Consider the following 17,184-nt stretch of genomic DNA (forward strand, 5'->3'; position numbering starts at 1 on the left):
CCAGGCCGCCATGCGCACGATCGGCGCGGAACTCACCCGTGTCGAGCAGGGCACCGTGGAGATCGAGCTGCCGTTCGATCCCAAGCTGACGCAGCAGCATGGTCTCCTCCATGCCGGCGTGATTTCGGCGGCACTCGATGCCGCCGGGACCTATGCGGGCTATTCGCTCATCGATCCCGACGCGTCGCTGCTGACGATCGAGTTCAAGGTGAACCTTTTGTCGCCCGGCCGCGGCGAGCGGTTCCTCTTCCGCGGCGAGGTGACGAAGCCCGGCACGACGATCATCGTTTCGGACGGCCGGGCCTATGCAGTGCGGTCGGACGGGCCGGCGAAGCTCATCGCCTCGATGACCGGAACGATGATGGTGGTGCGCGGCCGCGAGGGGATCGAGGGATGAGTTTCGAGCTGAAGCTGGTGGCCGGCAAGAAGATCCTCTACGTGATGGCCGTCGACCCGGAATACGGCTCCTGTCTGCGGAAGCGGGTCAGGCCTCTGATGACCGGCGTCGGCCCGGTCGAGGCGGCCGTCGCCCTGACCATGGCACTGTGCCAGCTCAAGGCCACCGGAACACTGCCCGACCTCGTCGTCTCGCTCGGCTCCGCCGGTTCCGCCACGCTCGAACAGACGGAAATCTACCAGGCGACCTCGGTCGGCTATCGCGACATGGACGCCTCGCCGCTCGGCTTCGAAAAAGGCGCGACACCCTTCCTCGACCTGCCGGCCATCGTCGAACTGCCGCTGCGCATTCCGGGCGTGAAGGAGGCACGGCTTTCGACCGGCGCCGATATCGTCTCCGGCAAGGCCTATGACGCGATCGACGCCGACATGGTCGAGATGGAGACTTATGCCATCCTGCGCGCCTGCCAGGCCTTCGGCGTGCCGCTGATCGGGCTTCGCGGCATATCGGACGGCAAGGCGGAACTGAAGCATGTCGACGACTGGACCGAATATCTGCACGTCATCGACGAGAAGCTGGCCGGCGCGATCGACCGGCTCGAAGAAGCGCTCGAAACCGGCGGAATCCGGCTCTGACGGTTCTGCACATATCTGTCCGTAAAGCGGAGCCGATTTAAAGACAGAACATGCTGCAATCCGGTGCTACAGCGACCTTTGCGCGTCTGATAAGACGCGCGGCGCTGTGGAAGCAGGTCCTAAATTGTCGGGGTGCAATGTAATCGTTGCGCCGGCGGCGGGCTTTCATTAAAGGCTCGCCATGATTAGGTCCTGACCCTAGCTCGTTTGAAGGCCCGCCATGACCCAGACAGCCCATCCCGACACCGTCCTGATCGTCGATTTCGGCAGCCAGGTGACGCAGCTCATCGCGCGCCGCGTGCGCGAGGCCGGCGTCTACTGCGAGATCGTGCCGTTCCAGTCGGCCGAAGACGGCTTCAAGCGGCTGAGCCCGAAGGCGGTGATCCTGTCCGGGAGCCCCGCCTCGACGCTCGACATCGGCTCGCCGCGCGCACCGTCGGTGATCTTCGAAAGCGGCCTGCCGGTCTTCGGCATCTGCTACGGCCAGCAGACGATGTGCGCCCAGCTCGGCGGCAAGGTCGAAAGCGGTCATCACCGTGAATTCGGCCGCGCCTTCCTGGAGGTCGAGAAGGACTGCGCCCTTTTCGAGGGGCTCTGGTCGCTCGGCTCCCGCCATCAGGTCTGGATGTCGCATGGCGACCGGGTGACCGCGCTGCCGGAGGGCTTCGAGGTGGTGGCGACCTCTTCCAACGCCCCCTTTGCCTTCATCGCCGACGAGGAGCGCAAATATTACGCCGTGCAGTTCCATCCGGAAGTGGTCCACACGCCGGACGGCGCCAAGCTGATCTCCAACTTCGTCCACAAGATCGCCGGCATCAAGGGCGACTGGACGATGTCGGCCTACCGCGCCAAGGCGGTCGAGGCGATCCGCGAACAGGTCGGCGACAGGAAGGTGATCTGCGCGCTTTCAGGCGGCGTCGATTCCTCCGTTGCTGCGCTCCTCATCCATGAGGCTGTCGGCGACCAGCTCACCTGCATCCTCGTCGACCATGGCCTGATGCGCAAGGACGAGGCGGCGAATGTCGTCGCCATGTTCCAGGAGCATTACAACCTGCACCTCCTCCATATCGATGCCTCCGACCGCTTCATCGGCGAGCTCGAGGGCGTCAGCGATCCGGAGACCAAGCGCAAGATCATCGGCCGCCTCTTCATCGAGGTCTTCGAGGAAGAGGCGAAGAAGCTTGGCGGCGCCGATTTCCTTGCCCAGGGCACGCTCTATCCGGACGTGATCGAAAGCGTTTCCTTCACCGGCGGCCCGTCGGTGACGATCAAGTCGCACCACAATGTCGGCGGCCTGCCGGAGCGCATGAACATGCAGCTCGTCGAGCCGCTGCGCGAACTCTTCAAGGACGAGGTCCGCGTGCTCGGCCGCGAGCTCGGCCTGCCGGACAGCTTCATCGGCCGCCATCCCTTCCCCGGTCCGGGTCTTGCCATCCGCTGCCCCGGCGGCATCAGCCGCGAGAAGCTCGAAATCCTGCGCGAGGCGGACGCGATCTATCTCGACGAGATCCGCAAGGCCGGCCTCTACGACGCCATCTGGCAGGCCTTCGCCGTGCTTCTGCCGGTGCAGACGGTCGGCGTGATGGGCGACGGCCGCACCTACGAATATGTCTGCGCACTGCGCGCCGTCACCTCGGTCGACGGCATGACCGCCGACTTCTACCACTACGACATGGAATTCCTCGGCCGCGCCGCAACCCGCATCATCAACGAGGTGCGCGGCATCAACCGGGTCGTCTACGACGTCACCTCGAAGCCGCCCGGCACTATCGAGTGGGAGTGAGGTAGGATACAACCGGCGTTACAGGGTAGAAAGGAATCTCTATTGATCTGAGGCTTCGATCTACAAATCGAAAGTTGCCATCATTCGAGATTGCCTGAGCGCAGTATCCGTTAGGCTAACTTCAAGATGACGTTTGCCACCAAATCCGTGATCATGTCGTCGGCTTGATGCTGATTGATGACGATCCTGGAGGGGTGGGCAGCCATATTCCGCCTGTTCAGCTTGTCTTTAAGGATTTGGGTGGTGTTCTTGTCTAGGAGGTTGGCTATCCGAGCAGCCTCGAGCAACTCCGATTCTTTCAGCGCGTCCACGTCCTCGTGTTTCGTCACAACCAGCACCTTCTTCGGGTATTTCGAAGCGATGCCGGTGTTTAGAGACTGTATGCGAGCAGGATCCTTGAGTATCCAGCGAACTAGGTGGTCGTAGGCGAGATTCCACGCCATGATGATCGTGGCGCGGTAGGCACGAACTCGATAGCAGCTGAGTGCCTCCTTCAGAAACTCACGTTCTGCAACGTCTGGCACTTGGCCGGGCAGATCCGCAAGCGCTTTGGCCACGGCAGCTACGGTCGGATCACCACCGAGCCGGGTGTCCAATTCTCGCCGAGCAGAACCCGCTAGGCGATAGCCGCTCTTCTCCTTAATGAGCTGAGGAGGCTTTTTCTTGGTTAACCTCGGCAGATAAACGCTCATATCAGGTGGTTCGATACCAACCTCCTTGAAACACTGCCGCATATAAGCACCGTCAAAAGAGGCGCGCTGCTGCCGCGCCTCAATAAACCACGCGAGCACTAATAGTTGTTCAACTGCAGTTCGACGGTAGAAGCCCGGTGATGAACTTGCAAAGTCAGCTATTGCGCTCAAGCAGCGGTGCTCATTTTCTCAACCCGTGCAATGCCGAGATGGTTGATGACATACTGTCCCCGCGTTGAACTCGTCACGAGCTGATCTTTTTTCAAAGCCCGAAGGGGCCACGAAAAGTCGTCAATCCCGGACGGCCACCTAAGAGCCCGATAGCAGGTATAGACATGATTCGCCGTGACGGCTTCCTCCTCACGATGCTCTTTGAACCATCCAAGACCACCAGATTACGTTCGATATCGTTCTTTGGACTGTGCTCGTTCGCAAAGGTCTCCAGCGAAACACCCGACGTTAGGTCGAGATCAAGCACCTTCGGTACGGTCGGCTTGCGAGAACGTGACGCGCGCTGTGCCCGCACTGAATCTGGCTCGAAAGGAGCTTCGATCTCGGCATCGATGAGATCGCCGTCCGAATCGGCATCCACCTCGGCAGCACCATTTGGCAATCCGGCGGCAGGCAGTTGGTTGGGAAGCCGTTGCTGAATGATGGTTGTGTTGGGTTTGAGAGCATTCTGAATTGCGGACGTGATCTGACTGAGATCGCCTTCGGGTATCTCGGCATCAAGCATGATGAATCGGATGCGAGAGGTCCCGCTCTTCGACGTTGGCTGCTTTGCCACGAACTGCTCCGTGCTACGTTTCCATCGATTCGAACATTAGTAGAACGTCATCGACGTGACAAGGTTGCGAGGCGCCGTGTACACAACTTCTCAGCTTTAGCTACGCACTCTGATCGTTTACTTGTGTTTTGAATGCGCCGCACGTTTGTATGGCAAACGCCGACGGCCGATAAACCGCTTCCAATGCGGACATCACCCGAGACTTTAAGGACGATAGACGTGGACATTTCCGACATCATCATCGCCGGCGACACGCCCGGGCTCGAATGGCGGCTGCCGGTGTTCCGGTTCAAGGGAACGAAGCCGGAGGCGCCGCGCACCTATATCCAGGCGGCCCTCCACGCCAACGAGCTGCCGGGCACGGCGCTGCTGCATTACCTGCTGGAGAGACTGCGGCAAGCCGCGAGCGACGGCGGGATCCGCGGTGACATCACGGTCGTTCCCCAGGCGAACCCGATCGGAGCGGCCCAGTCGCATTTCGGCGAGCTGCAGGGCCGCTTCGATCTCGGCACCCGCAGCAATTTCAACCGCGATTTTCCCTTGATTGCGCTTGGCGAGCGCAGCAGCCTCATCGAGGACATCGATCGGCATTCGGCGGTAGACCAGCTCAAGCGACAACTCCTGCACATGGCGCTCCACGCCGAGCTGGTGCTCGATCTCCATTGCGACGACGAGGGGCTGCAGTACGCCTATATCGACGAAGCATTCTGGCCCGAGGCGGCGGATCTCGCCGCGGCCCTCGATATGCGGGCGGTATTTCTCTCCGACGGCGAAAGTTCAGCCTTCGAAGAGGCCGTTGCCTATGCCTGGAAGCACGAACGCTCCGGTGAAAGGAAGACCTCTCTGCCGGGACGACTCTCGGTCACCGTCGAGCTTCGCGGCACCCGCGACGTCTATCCGGAACTGGCCCGCAAGGATGCCGATGGCCTCTTCCGGTTCCTCGCCGGGCGCGGGGCCGTCGTGGCGCAAGACCGTCCCCTTCCGGCCTTTGGCGGCGTGGTCGCGCCGCTGGACAATATCGAGATGATCCGCGCGCCGGAGGCGGGCGCGATCCTGTTTCACAAGGACATCGGCGAGAGCGTCGGGGCCGGTGACCTGCTGGCGACGATCATCGCTCGGCCCGGCATGCCGAATGGGGAGATCGAGGTGCGCGCGCCGCAGGACGGCCTGGTCGTCACCCGCGTCTCCACCCGCTTCGCCCGCCGCCGTTCCGACCTCATGAAGATCGCCTGCGCCGAGCCGTCGCGCATGATCCGCAGGCCGGGCACGCTGGAGGCGTGATTTTCTGTCGGCTGCGCAAAACCTGTGTCGATTCGTCGGTAGTTGGCGCTGGATTGCCCCTCTCCTCGGGTTTAACCCGAGGACTAGCCCTCTCCCCGTAAAGACGGGGAGAGGGGACCGAGAGGGCGCGGCATGCCCCTTCGCCCCGCAAGCGGGGAGAAGGTGCCGGCAGGCGGATGAGGGGCCGTCGAGACCGCAAGCGGCGGGCTTTGCGCGCCCCTACGGCGCCGCGCCGACCTGCGTCTTCGGGCTGTCAAGCAGGATGGTCGAGCGCAGCGTCTTGATTTCGGCGATCTGCTCGAACTCGCTCCAGAGCAGGCGCTTGTAATCGGCGACATCGCTGACCGCGATCTTCAGCAGGAAGTCGAAATCGCCGGCGACCGTGTGGCATTCGACCACCTCCGGGATGCGCGACACCAGTTCGATGAACCGTTGCCCGACCTTGCTTGCGGTTCGCTCCAGCGTCACCTCGACAAAGGCCTGGAAGCCGATCCCCAGCGCCTTCGGGTCGACGAGGACCGTCTGGCGAATGACGCCGGTCGCGTAGAGTCGTGCCAGCCGCCGCGACAGCGGCGCCGGCGACAGGCCCACCCTGGCGGCAAGCTCGTTGTTGCTCCGAGACGCATCTTCGACCAGCAGCCTGATGATCCGCCGGTCGGTCGCATCGAGTTCCGTTCGTTCGGTTTCCAATGAACACCTGGCTTTCAGCAAAATTAATGCAGTGACTGCGCGTTCTACCGCAATAACATGTATTAACATCACCAAAAACAGGCAAATACATTGTCGAATTTGCGCCGGCCTTGTTCTACAGAGGAACCCGGCAAGCCACTGAAGCGGCTTGCCTTTCGGCCGCCCCAAGACGACTATCGATCGATTTCTCCGTTCCAAAGGGATTTCCAGCATGTTCGACGCCCTCGCCCGCCAACCCGACGATCCGTTGCTGGCCCTGATCGGCCTCTTCCGCAAGGACGAACGCCCCGGCAAGGTGGATCTCGGCGTCGGCGTCTATCGCGACGAAACCGGGCGCACGCCGATCTTCCGGGCCGTCAAGGCGGCAGAACAGCGGCTCCTCGAAACGCAGGACACCAAGGCCTATGTCGGCCCCGAGGGAGACCTGGTGTTCCTCGATCATCTCTGGCGCCTCGTCGGCGGCGACACGGTCGAGCGCAACCATGTTGCCGGCGTGCAGACGCCCGGCGGCTCCGGCGCGTTGCGCCTGGCGGCGGATCTGATCTACCGCATGGGCGGCCGAAAGATCTGGCTCGGCCTGCCGAGCTGGCCGAACCATGCACCGGTCTTCAAGGCGGCCGGGCTTGAGATCGCCACCTACGACTTCTTCGACATCCCGTCCCAGTCGGTCCTCTTCGACAATGTCGTCAGCGCGCTCGAAGGGGCCGCCGCCGGCGATGCGGTGCTCCTGCATGCGAGCTGCCACAACCCGACCGGCGGCGTCCTCACCGAGCCTCAATGGATGGAGATCGCGGCGCTCGTCGCCGAGCGCGGCCTGCTGCCGCTCGTCGATCTCGCCTATCAGGGTTTCGGCCGCGGCCTCGAGCAGGACGTCTCCGGCCTCAGGCACCTCTTGACCGTCGTTCCGGAAGCGCTTGTGGCGGTTTCCTGCTCGAAATCCTTCGGGCTTTATCGCGAGCGCACCGGTGCGATCTTCGGCGTCACCCCATCGACTTCATCCGCCGACACGGTGCGCTCCAATCTCGCCGGCCTCGCCCGCACCAGTTACTCCATGCCGCCGGACCATGGCGCGGCGGTCGTCCGCACGATTCTGGCCGATCCCGAACTTGCCCGCGACTGGGCCGAGGAATTGGAAGGCATGCGGCTGCGCATGAGCGGCATCCGCCGGGCGCTCGCCGACGGCCTCAGGAGCCGCTGGCAGAGCTTGGGCGCGATATCGACCCAGGAAGGGATGTTCTCGATGCTTCCGCTCACCGAAGCGGAGGTGATGCGGCTCAGGACCGAGCACGGCATCTACATGCCGGGCTCCGGCCGCATCAACATCGCCGGGCTGAAGACCGCTGAGGTCGCTGACGTCATCCAGAAATTCACGAGCCTCTGATCGGACCGCCCGCATGACAGCCGACGGAGAAACCGGCGCAGCTACGGTCGAACGCCACAAGCTCTACGAGGACGTGCTCGCCATCCTGACGGGCACGCTGATCGTTTCCCTCGGGGTGGTGATCTACAGCAAGGCGGTGCTCTTGACGGGCAGCACCGCCGGGCTGGCCCTGCTTCTGCAATATGCGACCGGCACCAGCTTCTGGCTGATGTTCTCGCTCGTCAACCTGCCCTTCTACATATTGGCGATCAAGCGGCTCGGCTGGCTCTTCACGCTGCGCACCTTCCTCGCCGTCAGCCTCGTCTCGCTTTTCTCGCGTCTCACGGCGCAATGGGTGGAGTTCGCGCGGCTCGAGCCGATCTATGCCGCGGTCGTCGGCGGCGGGTTGATGGGCATGGGTCTGCTCGTGCTCTTCCGCCATCGCACCGGGCTCGGCGGCATCAATATCCTGGCGATCTACCTGCAGGAGAAGAGCGGCATCCGCGCCGGCTATTTCCAGCTTGCGGTCGACCTGGCGATCCTCAGCGCTGCCTTCTTCGTGTTGCCACCCGCCAATTTGATGCTCTCGGTCGTCGGGGCGACCGTCGTCAACATGATGCTGGCGATCAATCACAAGCCCGGACGCTATGTCGGCGTGACCTGAGATCGAGGTGGTCTTCCGTACTTTTCTCGGGCGCCGCGCGCAGTTATGTGTGATCCGTAATTGGCGAAAAAAGAATCGGGCAATGGCGACCACGATCTACGGCATCAAGAACTGCGACACGATGAAGAAGGCGCGCGGCTGGCTCGACGGCCGCGGCACGGCCTACAGGTTCCACGACTACAAGGCCGAGGGCATCGACCGGGCACGCCTCGAGCGCTGGTGCGCCGAGCTCGGCTGGGAAGCGGTTCTCAATCGACAGGGCATGACCTTCCGCAACCTGGCCGACGCGGAGAAACAGGATCTGACCGCCGACAAGGCGATCGCGCTGATGCTCAAGCAGCCGTCGATGATCAAGCGGCCGGTTCTGGAGAACGAAAGCAAGCTGCTGATCGGCTTTAAGCCGGAGCTCTACGAAGCCGAGTTCGGCGCATAGCTCCCCATGTCCAGGACGACTCGCGCCACTCAAACGCTTACAAGGGCCGGCGTGCCCTTCACGGTACACAGCTACGACTACGACCCGGGCGCCGAACGCGTCGGATTGCAGGCGGCTGAAGCGCTCGGCGAGGACCCGTCGCGCGTCTTGAAGACGCTGATGGCGGAGGTGGACGGCAAGCCGGTCTGCTGCGTCGTGCCCTCCGACCGGGAAGTGAGCATGAAGAAGCTCGCCGCCGTCTTCGGCGGCAAGTCGGCAAACATGATGAAGCCGGCCGACGCCGAGCGGCTGACCGGCTATCACGTCGGCGGCATCAGCCCCTTCGGCCAGAAAAAGCTCGTGCCGACGGCGATCGAGGAAGCCGCGCTCGGCGAGGCGCTGGTCTACATCAATGGCGGCCAGCGCGGCCTGCAGGTGCGGCTCGACCCGAAGGATGCGCAGGCCGTGCTCAAGGCGATCGCCGCCCCGCTGATCGCCTGACTACGTCAGAAGAGTTTCGAAAGTAGCGCGGCGAATGTCTTCGCCTCTTGCTCACTGAGCTTTGCGCCAACATGCGTCTCGATCGACCGCGAATAGGTCTCCCACATCAGCGCCCGCATCGCCCGCCCCGCGTCGGTGACGACGACCCAGCAGCCGCGGGCGTCCTCGTCATAGGCTTCGCGGCGCACCAGCCCCTCCTTTTCGAGCCGATCGATCAGCCGAGAGAGATTATACTGGGCAAGCAGCGTCCGGGCCTCGATTTCGAACGGACGCAGCCGCCCGGCATCGGCCTTCACCAGTTCCCAGAGCACGTCGTACCAGCCGAGCGGTGGCAGGCCTGCCGTCTTGAAGTCCTTTTCGATGGCCGCAAGCACGCGCTGCTGCGCCCGCATGAGCCCTGTCCATGCCTCGGTGGTTGCCGCGGTCGGCGCGATTCGCTCTGATCGGTCCTCATCCACCATAGATGCAATTACATCTATCTTGACGAATTTGGCAAGCCAATATATATGCAGTTGCATCTACTTTGACGAACAGCGGAGACCCCGATGACCGCGCCCCTCACCCTGATCAGCCATCATCTTTGCCCCTATGTGCAACGCGCCGCGATCACCCTTCACGAAAAGGACGTACCCTTCGAGCGCGTCTATATCGACCTTGCCAACAAGCCCGACTGGTTCCTGAAGATCTCGCCGCTCGGCAAGGTGCCGCTGCTCAGCATTCCGCAAGACAATGGCGAAGCGATCCTCTTTGAAAGCACGGTGATCTGCGAATACCTCGAAGAAACACAGCCCGGCCCGAAGCTACACCCGGCCGATCCTCTGACGAGGGCCCGCCACCGCGGCTGGTTGGAATTCGGCTCGTCCATCCTTGGCGATCTCTGGGTCTACGAGACCACGCAGGACGCCGAGACGCTCGAAGCCAAGCGGAACACGCTCAGGACGAAATTCGCGACCGTAGAGGCGGACCTCGGTCACGGCCCCTATTTTGCACGCGCGGGTTTCAGCCTGGTCGACGCCGTCTTCGCTCCGATCTTCCGCTATTTCGACGTCTTCGACACAATCGCTGAGCACGGCATCTTCGACGGACTGTCACGCGTCAGCGCTTGGCGCAACGCTTTGGCTGCGCGGCCGAGCGTTAAGGCAGCGGTCACCCACGACTATGCCTCGCGCCTGATGGCTTTTCTTGAGAAGCACGATGCGGTCTTGCTGAAGACAGGAAAGATCGCCGCTTGATTGGTGGATCGCAAAGCCTTCTGTTTTTGCGGGAAGCGGTCTACAACGGGCCACCCGCAAAATATCGCGAGAAGGAGCAGCCATGAACGCCCCCCTCCAGTCGGCCAGAAATCCCGTCGATGCCGCCAAGCTCGAAAAACTCGCCGAGGTCGCCGTCAAGGTCGGCCTGCAATTGCAGCGCGGCCAGGACCTGGTGGTGACCGCGCCGATCGCCGCGCTGCCGCTTGTGCGGCTGATCACCCGGCATGCCTACAAGGCTGGCGCCGGTCTGGTGACGACCTTCTATGCCGACGAGGAGGCGACGCTTGCCCGCTACGCGCATGCGCCGGACGAGAGTTTCGACCGGGCAAGCGACTGGCTCTACGAGGGCATGGCGAAGGCCTTCGCGCGCGGCGCGGCGCGCCTCGCGATCGCGGGCGACAATCCGATGCTGCTCTCGTCCGAGGACCCGCAGAAAGTCGCCCGCGCCAACAGGGCGAATTCGATCGCCTACAAGCCGGCGCTCGAGAAGATCTCCAATTTCGACATCAACTGGAACATCGTCTCCTATCCGAACCCGTCCTGGGCAAAGCAGGTCTTTCCGGACGATCCGGAGGCGATCGCCGTCGAGAAGCTGGCGAACGCCATCTTCGCCGCCTCCCGCGTCGACGTCGACGACCCGATCGGCGCCTGGAGCGAGCACAACGCCAATCTCCGCCGGCGTTCGGCCTGGCTCAACGAGGAGCGTTTTGCGGCGCTGCATTTCACCGGGCCGGGTACCGACCTGACGGTCGGACTTGCGGATGGGCACGAATGGCACGGCGGCGCCTCGACCGCCAAGAACGGCATCACCTGCAATCCCAATATCCCGACCGAGGAGGTCTTCACGACGCCGCACGCGCTGCGCGTCGAGGGGCATGTATCGAGCACCAAGCCGCTGTCGCACCAGGGCACGCTGATCGACGATATCCAGGTGCGCTTCGAGGCTGGCCGCATCGTCGAGGCGAAGGCGTCGCGGGGCGAGGAAGTGCTGAAGAAGGTGCTCGACACCGACGAGGGCGCCCGCCGGCTCGGCGAAGTGGCGCTGGTGCCGCATTCCTCGCCGATCTCGGCCTCCGGCATCCTCTTCTACAACACGCTTTTCGACGAGAACGCATCCTGCCACATCGCGCTCGGCCAGTGCTATTCGAAGTGCTTCCTCGACGGCGCCAGCCTCAGCGAGGAACAGGTCCGCGCCCAGGGCGGCAATTCCAGCCTCATCCACATCGACTGGATGATCGGCTCCGGCGAGGTCGACATCGACGGTCTGCGCGCCGACGGCAGCCGTGTGCCGGTGATGCGCCAGGGCGAGTGGGCGTGATAATCTTGCGGCGCTTGCGTGGGCCCCTCATCCGGCCTGCCGGCCACCTTCTCCCCGCAGGCGGGGCGAAGGGGACTCGCGGCGACCGCTAAAAGTCCCCTCTCCCCGCGAGCGGGGAGAGGGCTAGGGTGAGGGGCATTCCGCCTCGTCCCATTAAGCCCGAGCGGGTGCGCCGCGCCGCACCATCTGCGCCTGCTGGCTCATCCAGACGCTGGCAAACACGACGACGATCCCGAACACCTGCGTCACCGTCAGCTGCTGGCCAAGCACGCCCCAGCCAAGCAGGATCGCCACCACCGGGCTCAGAAAGCCGAGCGGCGCCACCTGGGACGGCTCCAGCCGCGAGAGGCCGCGGAACCACAGAAGATAGGTGAAGGCGGCGCCGATCAGGCCGAGATAGGCGAAGCCCATCAGGTTGGATGCGGTAAGCGCCGGCAGCGACGGCTCGAAGAAGAGCGCGACCGGCACCAGCAACAGGCCACCGGCGGCCAATTGCCATGCGGTGAAGGTGAGCGGGGACACCGGCGGTGCCCAGTGACGGCTGAGCACCGTACCGAACGCCATGGAGACGGCGCCCGCGAGGCCCGCCGCGACGCCGAGCGGATCGAGGGCAGCTCCAGGCGTCAGCACCAGCAGCGCCACCCCGGCCATGCCGGCAAGACCGGCGATAACGCTCAACGTCTTGACCGGCGAACCAAGGACGACACGCGACAGCACCACGACGACCAGCGGCTGGATGGCGCCGACAGTGGCGGCGACGCCGCCCGGAAGGCGATAGGCGGAGACGAACAGCATCGCCCAGAAGAACGCGAAGTTCAACGCGCCGAGCAGGAAGCTGCGCGCCCACCAGATGCCCTTCGGCACTTGCCGCACGACGAGCAGCAGCAGGAGGCCGGCAGGCAGGGCTCTGAGCATCGCCACCGTCAGCGGATAGCCGGCAGGCAGCAATTCGGTGGTAACCAGATAGGTACTTCCCCAGATCGCCGGGGCTATGGCCGTGAAGGCAAGGTCCAGGTTTGTCGTTCGCATTTTCTTTGCCTCAAGAATCTTGATGTCAAGACAACTGTAGCGCAGTTTATCTTGACGTCAAGATACCGGCATATTAAAGCCATAACGAAGGCGCGGAGCCGCTCCGCTGGAGGCCATGGGTGGACATGAAACACAGCGACGAGGATCACGTGGACAGGATCCTGGCCCAGTGGCGCAGGGAGCGGCCGGATCTGGACATCTCCGCCATGGGTCCCCTCGGCCGCCTGGCGCGGCTCCGGGCCCATGTCGCCCGGGAGCAGGAAACGGTCTTCGCCGAGCACGACCTCACATCGGCAAGTTTCGACGTGCTGGCGACGCTCCGCCGCTCCGGCCCTCCCTTTCAACTTTCCCCCGGCGAACTGCTTGCAGCAACGATGGTGACCTCCGGCACCATGACCAACCGCATCGACCAGCTCGAAAGAGCAGGTCTCGTCGAGCGCCTGGACAATCCCGAAGACCGGCGCGGCGTCATCATCGCGTTGACGCCGAAGGGCCTGAAGCGCATTGACGCCGCGGCGGCCGCCCACGTCGCCAACCAGCAGCGCCTGATCGCTGGCCTTGAGCCGGAGGAGCGGGAGGCGCTAAACGCGCTGCTCAGGAAATTCCTCGCTGCATTCGAATGAGCTGATCAGATGCGGCTCACTACTGCATGTTGCTTAAATCGTAGCCGGTTTAAAAGGATAAAAACGTGCAGCGATTCAAGGTGCTGCAGCGTCCGTTGTGCGTCTGAAAAACGGGTTCACGCGACGCGCTTTAGGTCTTTGTTCTTTATGCATGTCGTTGTCCCAGAACCGCTGCACACTTTCGGGCGACATGCATTAGAACAGGCTGCCCTGCTTCGTCGGTTCCACCGGCCGGCCCGGCCGTTTCTTCGGCGCTGGCGACGGCGGGGCGCCCTCCTCGCCTGCGACCGCGGAGATGCGGCCGTCGGCGAATTCGAGCGACAGTGTCATGCCCGCCGTCACCGCCGCCGCCTGCTTCACGGGGTTGTCGGCGGCATCGCGCACCAGCGCAAAACCGCGCTGCAGCACATTGCGATAGGAAAGCGATTGCAGCACTCGATCCTGCGCCGCGAGCGCGCCTTTCAGCCGGCGCATCTCGGCGGCCATGGCTCCATCGGTCCGGGCGCTCAAGCCGGCAATGCGGTCCGACGCGCGGTGGATCTGGCCCACGAGGCGCGACGGCAGCGCCCGAAGCGATGCGTCGGCGGCGGAAATCCGCGCCTGCCGCCGGTCGATCTGGCGCTCCACGCAGCGCTCCGCCTTGTTCATCGCTTCCAAGAGGTGCCGCCGGTGCTCGCGGATCTTCGTCGACAGCAATTCCGACCGCAGATGCGCCGCAATGCGCTCGAAGCTGCGGCGCTTGTTGGCGGTATTCATCTGCAGGCCGCGGCCGAGCCCGGCGGCCGCCTCGTCGAAACGTCTTCTTGGCAAGGCGAGCAACTGGTCGAGCGACGGCAGCACCCGGGCAAGCGCCCTGAGCGCGTGGCGCCGGTGATCCATTTGCCGGATGGCGGCTGCCTGCAGCCGGGCGGACAGATTGGCGACCTGCGCCTCGAGATCGGCCTTCACCGGCACCGCCATTTCGGCCGCGCCGGTCGGCGTCGGTGCCCGCTGGTCGGAGGCGTAGTCGATCAGCGTCCAGTCGGTCTCATGGCCGACGGCCGAGATCAGCGGAATGCCCGAGGCCGCGGCGGCGCGGACCACCGCCTCGTCGTTGAAGCACCAGAGATCCTCGAGGCTGCCGCCGCCGCGCGCGACGATCAGCACGTCCGGCCGCGGAATGGGTCCGCCTGGATCGAGAGAATTGAAGCCGCGGATCGCGGCCTCGATCTCGTCGCACGCCCCGTCGCCCTGGACACGCACCGGCCAGACGACGACATGAACCGGGAAGCGATCGGCGATCCGGTGCAGGATGTCGCGGATGACGGCGCCCGTCGGCGAGGTCACGACACCGATGACCTTCGGCATGAAAGGCAGCGGCCGCTTGCGCGCGGCGTCGAAGAGACCCTCGGCCGCAAGCTTGCGCTTGCGCTCCTCGATAAGCGCCATCAGCGCACCGGCGCCGGCGGGTTCGAGCGAATCGATAACGATCTGGTATTTCGACGAGCCGGGGAAGGTCGTGACCCTCCCGGTCGCGATAACCTCCATCCCCTCCTCCGGGCGGAATTTCAGCCGCGCGAAAGTGCTCTTCCAGATCACCGCCTCGATCCGGGCGCGATCGTCCTTCAGCGCGAAATACGCATGGCCGGAGGAATGCGGCCCGCGATAACCGGAGATCTCGCCGCGCACCCGCACATGCTCGAAGGCCTGCTCGAGCGTGCGCTTGATCGAGCCGGACAGCTCCGACACCGAATATTCGGCGACATTGGACGGAGAATCGGAATCGAAGATCGAAGTCATGCGTCACTTGTAGCCGACCAGGCGCCGAAGATCAGCAGCAAGGCGGGGCTATCTACGGTTTTTCTGCCCAAGACGAAATCAATCTTGCTCCGGCCGAAGCCGAAAGAGCTTGATGCCCGTTCCCGCCGCTACCGGCAGAGGCGTGAGGAAGGAAGGGACATCGCCCGCGTTGAGGTGGCCGTATAGCCCTTGCGGTGCCCTCTCGATGATCATCCTTGTCTGCGGGTCCTTGGCGCAGAAGGCCAGGACCGGATCACCCAGCCGCTTCAGCATGGCGGCCGCAGCGTCGGGATCCGCCAGTCCAATCCTGAGCTCGGTCAACATACCGTCCGGATTTCGGTGATAGGGAGCGCTCAAGGCGCGATGCTCCGTGAAGCGGAGGATGGACGCACCCATGTTCGACGGGTCGACGACGAGGGTCGGCGCGATCCGCCGAAGGTCCGCCATGGCTTCCGCCGAATAGCAGCGATCAGCGCGCTCTTGCGCATCAGCATCGCCCGTCACTACCGCCACGCCGTTGAGCGTCAGTTCACCCGCCACGGCCCAGACGGCTGGGACGGAGACGAGGACGGTCGCGACGTAAAGAAGAGATGCGCGCGGATTGGAACGCTCCCGCATCATTCGCGACCTCAGCGAGACCAGCAAAAGCGAGATTGGCAGGATGGCGAGCAGATTGGAATAGACGGCGCCGCGAACCTGTACCAGGGCTATGCACCAGTTGACGAAGACCAATGTCAGCAGGATCAGATGGGGTACGATGGGCTCGCCACGGAAAATGCGCCACGCACAGATCAGAACGGCGAAGAGACCCGTGAAATAAAAGGCGCCGAGACTGCCCGGATCTTGTCGCGCCAAAGCGAGGAACGACCGGGCCTCGGTCACTTTGTTCAGCCACAAGTCAAAAAGCAGCGGATCGAGGCTCGCAAGCGGGTTGCGCAGACATTCCGGCGCTATGCTCAAGACAATCCCTGCGAGCACAAAGCCGCCCACGCCGAGAACGACAAAGCGCCCTTTCCGGCCAAGGTCGCTCGCGGCCGCCGCAGCAAGCGCGAGCAAGGCACCGCCCGCCGCCGAAAGCGAGAAGAACGCGATCGAAAGGTTGTCGCAGGTGGAGGCGTGGTAGAGATGCGGCGGCACCGTTAAAAAGAAGGCGGCGCTGACGGTAGCGGCTAAACTTGTGCCGAATGCCACGGCCGGAGCGGCGAATGCCGCCCCCTCCCACGCCCAGAGAACGGCGACCACCAGGCACACCGCGGCAACGAAGGGCGTCGTCTCGACGCCGATCGCGATCGCCAGGGCGGCCGCGGCGCCGGCCATGGCAAAGCTTGTCGCCCTGTATTGCCGATCTACCAGCATGGCGGCCATCGTCGCGACCAGAACAATCTGAATGTTGTGATGATCGATCGCACCCGCCTGGAAGCGATTGCCGGTCACCACGAAGATGGCCGTGAAGCCGAGGCAGAAGTGCATGCATTGCGATCCGCCGAGGCGCCGCCCGGCAAGCCCCATGGCCGCAAGCAGCGGCGCCACCAAGAGGATCGGCCAGATTGCAAGCGCGATCGCCTCGGCCCGCTCCGGGCCAGCAATTGGCGTGAAAAGGGCGATAAGAGCGGCAATTGGCAAGTCGACGAGACGAGACCAATGCATCAATGTACCACCGTCGAGACCGAGCCTCGTCTGCGTAAGATCGAACCAGCTTTGTCCGGCCAGCAGATCGCGCACCTGGACAAGCCGCATCGCGTCGTCATTGTCGCGCCCCACGTAGTCCTCGGCGCGCATCAATTTCACGGTGAGGAAAACGATGACAGGAAGAGCATAGCCGAGCACCATCCAGGACAGCCGCGACAAGACCGTTTCATCGCGGCCGGACTCCTTCGATTCCAACACTGCCCCCGCTGTCTCCGCCACGCCAACCCTCCATCGGAAATCACGGACGCGACCGGACCGGCAGATCTTGGGAACGCGAGGTGATCTTTTCGC

General features: G+C 63.7%; 18 protein-coding genes. 11 read left to right on the top strand and 7 right to left on the bottom strand.

Annotated features, from left to right (window positions below; genetic code table 11):
• Nucleotides 1-10: 10 nt before the first annotated feature.
• The 3 genes from AU381_RS10430 to guaA all read left to right on the top strand — a co-directional run bounded on the left by AU381_RS10430 (nt 11) and on the right by guaA (nt 2,815).
• Nucleotides 11-397: a PaaI family thioesterase gene (locus AU381_RS10430; RefSeq protein WP_244520049.1), complete on the top strand. Its 387-nt coding sequence runs from the start codon at nt 11-13 to the stop codon at nt 395-397.
• Entirely contained in the window at nt 394-1,032 is a 639-nt protein-coding gene (locus tag AU381_RS10435; protein ID WP_064241633.1) for a 5'-methylthioadenosine/S-adenosylhomocysteine nucleosidase, read from the top strand. Before AU381_RS10430 ends, AU381_RS10435 begins: the two co-directional genes overlap by 4 nt.
• Nucleotides 1,033-1,252: 220 nt before the next feature.
• On the top strand, nt 1,253-2,815 hold the full coding sequence (guaA, locus tag AU381_RS10440) for a glutamine-hydrolyzing GMP synthase (protein ID WP_064241634.1): 1,563 nt from the start codon (nt 1,253-1,255) through the stop codon (nt 2,813-2,815).
• Between the two features lie 110 nt (nt 2,816-2,925).
• Here guaA and AU381_RS10445 read toward each other — a convergent pair whose 3' ends face one another.
• Together AU381_RS10445 and AU381_RS10450 are read right to left on the bottom strand one after the other, a co-directional pair.
• A complete protein-coding gene (locus AU381_RS10445) occupies nt 2,926-3,678 on the bottom strand; it encodes a hypothetical protein (protein ID WP_156528565.1) in 753 nt (250 codons plus the stop codon).
• A 91-nt stretch (nt 3,679-3,769) separates the two neighbouring features.
• Complete coding sequence (locus AU381_RS10450; protein ID WP_064241636.1) at nt 3,770-4,294, bottom strand: hypothetical protein; 525 nt, start codon at nt 4,292-4,294, stop codon at nt 3,770-3,772.
• Nucleotides 4,295-4,513: 219 nt separating this feature from the next.
• Between AU381_RS10450 and AU381_RS10455 the strand changes: the two genes are divergently transcribed.
• A complete protein-coding gene (locus AU381_RS10455; RefSeq protein WP_064241637.1) occupies nt 4,514-5,575 on the top strand; it encodes a M14 family metallopeptidase in 1,062 nt (353 codons plus the stop codon).
• A gap of 219 nt (nt 5,576-5,794) precedes the next feature.
• Here the strand turns inward: AU381_RS10455 and AU381_RS10460 are convergent, their stop codons facing one another.
• Nucleotides 5,795-6,265 (bottom strand): Lrp/AsnC family transcriptional regulator, encoded by a 471-nt coding sequence (locus AU381_RS10460; protein ID WP_064241638.1) that lies wholly within the window; start codon nt 6,263-6,265, stop codon nt 5,795-5,797.
• A 211-nt stretch (nt 6,266-6,476) separates the two neighbouring features.
• Between AU381_RS10460 and tatA the strand changes: the two genes are divergently transcribed.
• The 4 genes from tatA to ybaK all read left to right on the top strand — a co-directional run bounded on the left by tatA (nt 6,477) and on the right by ybaK (nt 9,202).
• A complete protein-coding gene (gene tatA / locus AU381_RS10465) occupies nt 6,477-7,646 on the top strand; it encodes a tyrosine aminotransferase (protein WP_064241902.1) in 1,170 nt (389 codons plus the stop codon).
• Between the two features lie 13 nt (nt 7,647-7,659).
• Entirely contained in the window at nt 7,660-8,289 is a 630-nt protein-coding gene (locus tag AU381_RS10470) for a YitT family protein (RefSeq protein WP_064241639.1), read from the top strand.
• Between the two features lie 82 nt (nt 8,290-8,371).
• Nucleotides 8,372-8,722 (top strand): ArsC family reductase, encoded by a 351-nt coding sequence (locus AU381_RS10475; RefSeq protein ID WP_064241640.1) that lies wholly within the window; start codon nt 8,372-8,374, stop codon nt 8,720-8,722.
• Between the two features lie 6 nt (nt 8,723-8,728).
• Nucleotides 8,729-9,202, top strand: coding sequence for a Cys-tRNA(Pro) deacylase (gene ybaK, locus AU381_RS10480; protein WP_064241641.1), 474 nt, complete (start codon nt 8,729-8,731; stop codon nt 9,200-9,202).
• Between the two features lie 5 nt (nt 9,203-9,207).
• On the opposite strand, the gene AU381_RS10485 is transcribed toward ybaK, so the two are convergent.
• A complete protein-coding gene (locus tag AU381_RS10485) occupies nt 9,208-9,663 on the bottom strand; it encodes a MarR family winged helix-turn-helix transcriptional regulator (protein WP_064241642.1) in 456 nt (151 codons plus the stop codon).
• 84 nt (nt 9,664-9,747) lie between these two features.
• Here AU381_RS10485 and AU381_RS10490 point away from each other — a divergent pair, with 84 nt between their 5' ends.
• On the top strand, nt 9,748-10,434 hold the full coding sequence (locus AU381_RS10490) for a glutathione S-transferase family protein (RefSeq protein WP_064241643.1): 687 nt from the start codon (nt 9,748-9,750) through the stop codon (nt 10,432-10,434).
• Nucleotides 10,435-10,516: 82 nt separating this feature from the next.
• Nucleotides 10,517-11,773, top strand: a complete 1,257-nt coding sequence (locus AU381_RS10495) for an aminopeptidase (protein WP_064241644.1) — start codon at nt 10,517-10,519, stop codon at nt 11,771-11,773.
• Nucleotides 11,774-11,926: 153 nt separating this feature from the next.
• Here the strand turns inward: AU381_RS10495 and AU381_RS10500 are convergent, their stop codons facing one another.
• Entirely contained in the window at nt 11,927-12,802 is an 876-nt protein-coding gene (locus AU381_RS10500) for an EamA family transporter (protein ID WP_064241645.1), read from the bottom strand.
• Between the two features lie 125 nt (nt 12,803-12,927).
• Here AU381_RS10500 and AU381_RS10505 point away from each other — a divergent pair, with 125 nt between their 5' ends.
• On the top strand, nt 12,928-13,425 hold the full coding sequence (locus AU381_RS10505) for a MarR family winged helix-turn-helix transcriptional regulator (protein WP_064241646.1): 498 nt from the start codon (nt 12,928-12,930) through the stop codon (nt 13,423-13,425).
• A gap of 195 nt (nt 13,426-13,620) precedes the next feature.
• On the opposite strand, the gene xseA is transcribed toward AU381_RS10505, so the two are convergent.
• Both xseA and AU381_RS10515 read right to left on the bottom strand, forming a co-directional pair.
• Nucleotides 13,621-15,204, bottom strand: a complete 1,584-nt coding sequence (xseA, locus tag AU381_RS10510) for an exodeoxyribonuclease VII large subunit (protein WP_064241647.1) — start codon at nt 15,202-15,204, stop codon at nt 13,621-13,623.
• Between the two features lie 78 nt (nt 15,205-15,282).
• Entirely contained in the window at nt 15,283-17,112 is a 1,830-nt protein-coding gene (locus tag AU381_RS10515) for a hypothetical protein (protein ID WP_064241648.1), read from the bottom strand.
• Between the last annotated feature and the right edge of the window lie 72 nt (nt 17,113-17,184).

Origin of the sequence: Sinorhizobium glycinis (genome assembly GCF_001651865.1) — a bacterium.
Lineage (GTDB): Bacteria > Pseudomonadota > Alphaproteobacteria > Rhizobiales > Rhizobiaceae > Sinorhizobium > Sinorhizobium glycinis.

Coding starts and splice junctions, on each gene's coding strand:
- AU381_RS10430 (WP_244520049.1), top strand. CDS start 11: ATGCGCACGATCGGCGCGGAACTCACCCGTGTCGAGCAGGGCACCGTG.
- AU381_RS10435 (WP_064241633.1), top strand. CDS start 394: ATGAGTTTCGAGCTGAAGCTGGTGGCCGGCAAGAAGATCCTCTACGTG.
- guaA (WP_064241634.1), top strand. CDS start 1,253: ATGACCCAGACAGCCCATCCCGACACCGTCCTGATCGTCGATTTCGGC.
- tatA (WP_064241902.1), top strand. CDS start 6,477: ATGTTCGACGCCCTCGCCCGCCAACCCGACGATCCGTTGCTGGCCCTG.
- AU381_RS10470 (WP_064241639.1), top strand. CDS start 7,660: ATGACAGCCGACGGAGAAACCGGCGCAGCTACGGTCGAACGCCACAAG.
- AU381_RS10475 (WP_064241640.1), top strand. CDS start 8,372: ATGGCGACCACGATCTACGGCATCAAGAACTGCGACACGATGAAGAAG.
- ybaK (WP_064241641.1), top strand. CDS start 8,729: ATGTCCAGGACGACTCGCGCCACTCAAACGCTTACAAGGGCCGGCGTG.
- AU381_RS10485 (WP_064241642.1), bottom strand. CDS start 9,663: ATGGTGGATGAGGACCGATCAGAGCGAATCGCGCCGACCGCGGCAACC.
- AU381_RS10490 (WP_064241643.1), top strand. CDS start 9,748: ATGACCGCGCCCCTCACCCTGATCAGCCATCATCTTTGCCCCTATGTG.
- AU381_RS10495 (WP_064241644.1), top strand. CDS start 10,517: ATGAACGCCCCCCTCCAGTCGGCCAGAAATCCCGTCGATGCCGCCAAG.
- AU381_RS10500 (WP_064241645.1), bottom strand. CDS start 12,802: ATGCGAACGACAAACCTGGACCTTGCCTTCACGGCCATAGCCCCGGCG.
- AU381_RS10505 (WP_064241646.1), top strand. CDS start 12,928: ATGAAACACAGCGACGAGGATCACGTGGACAGGATCCTGGCCCAGTGG.
- xseA (WP_064241647.1), bottom strand. CDS start 15,204: ATGACTTCGATCTTCGATTCCGATTCTCCGTCCAATGTCGCCGAATAT.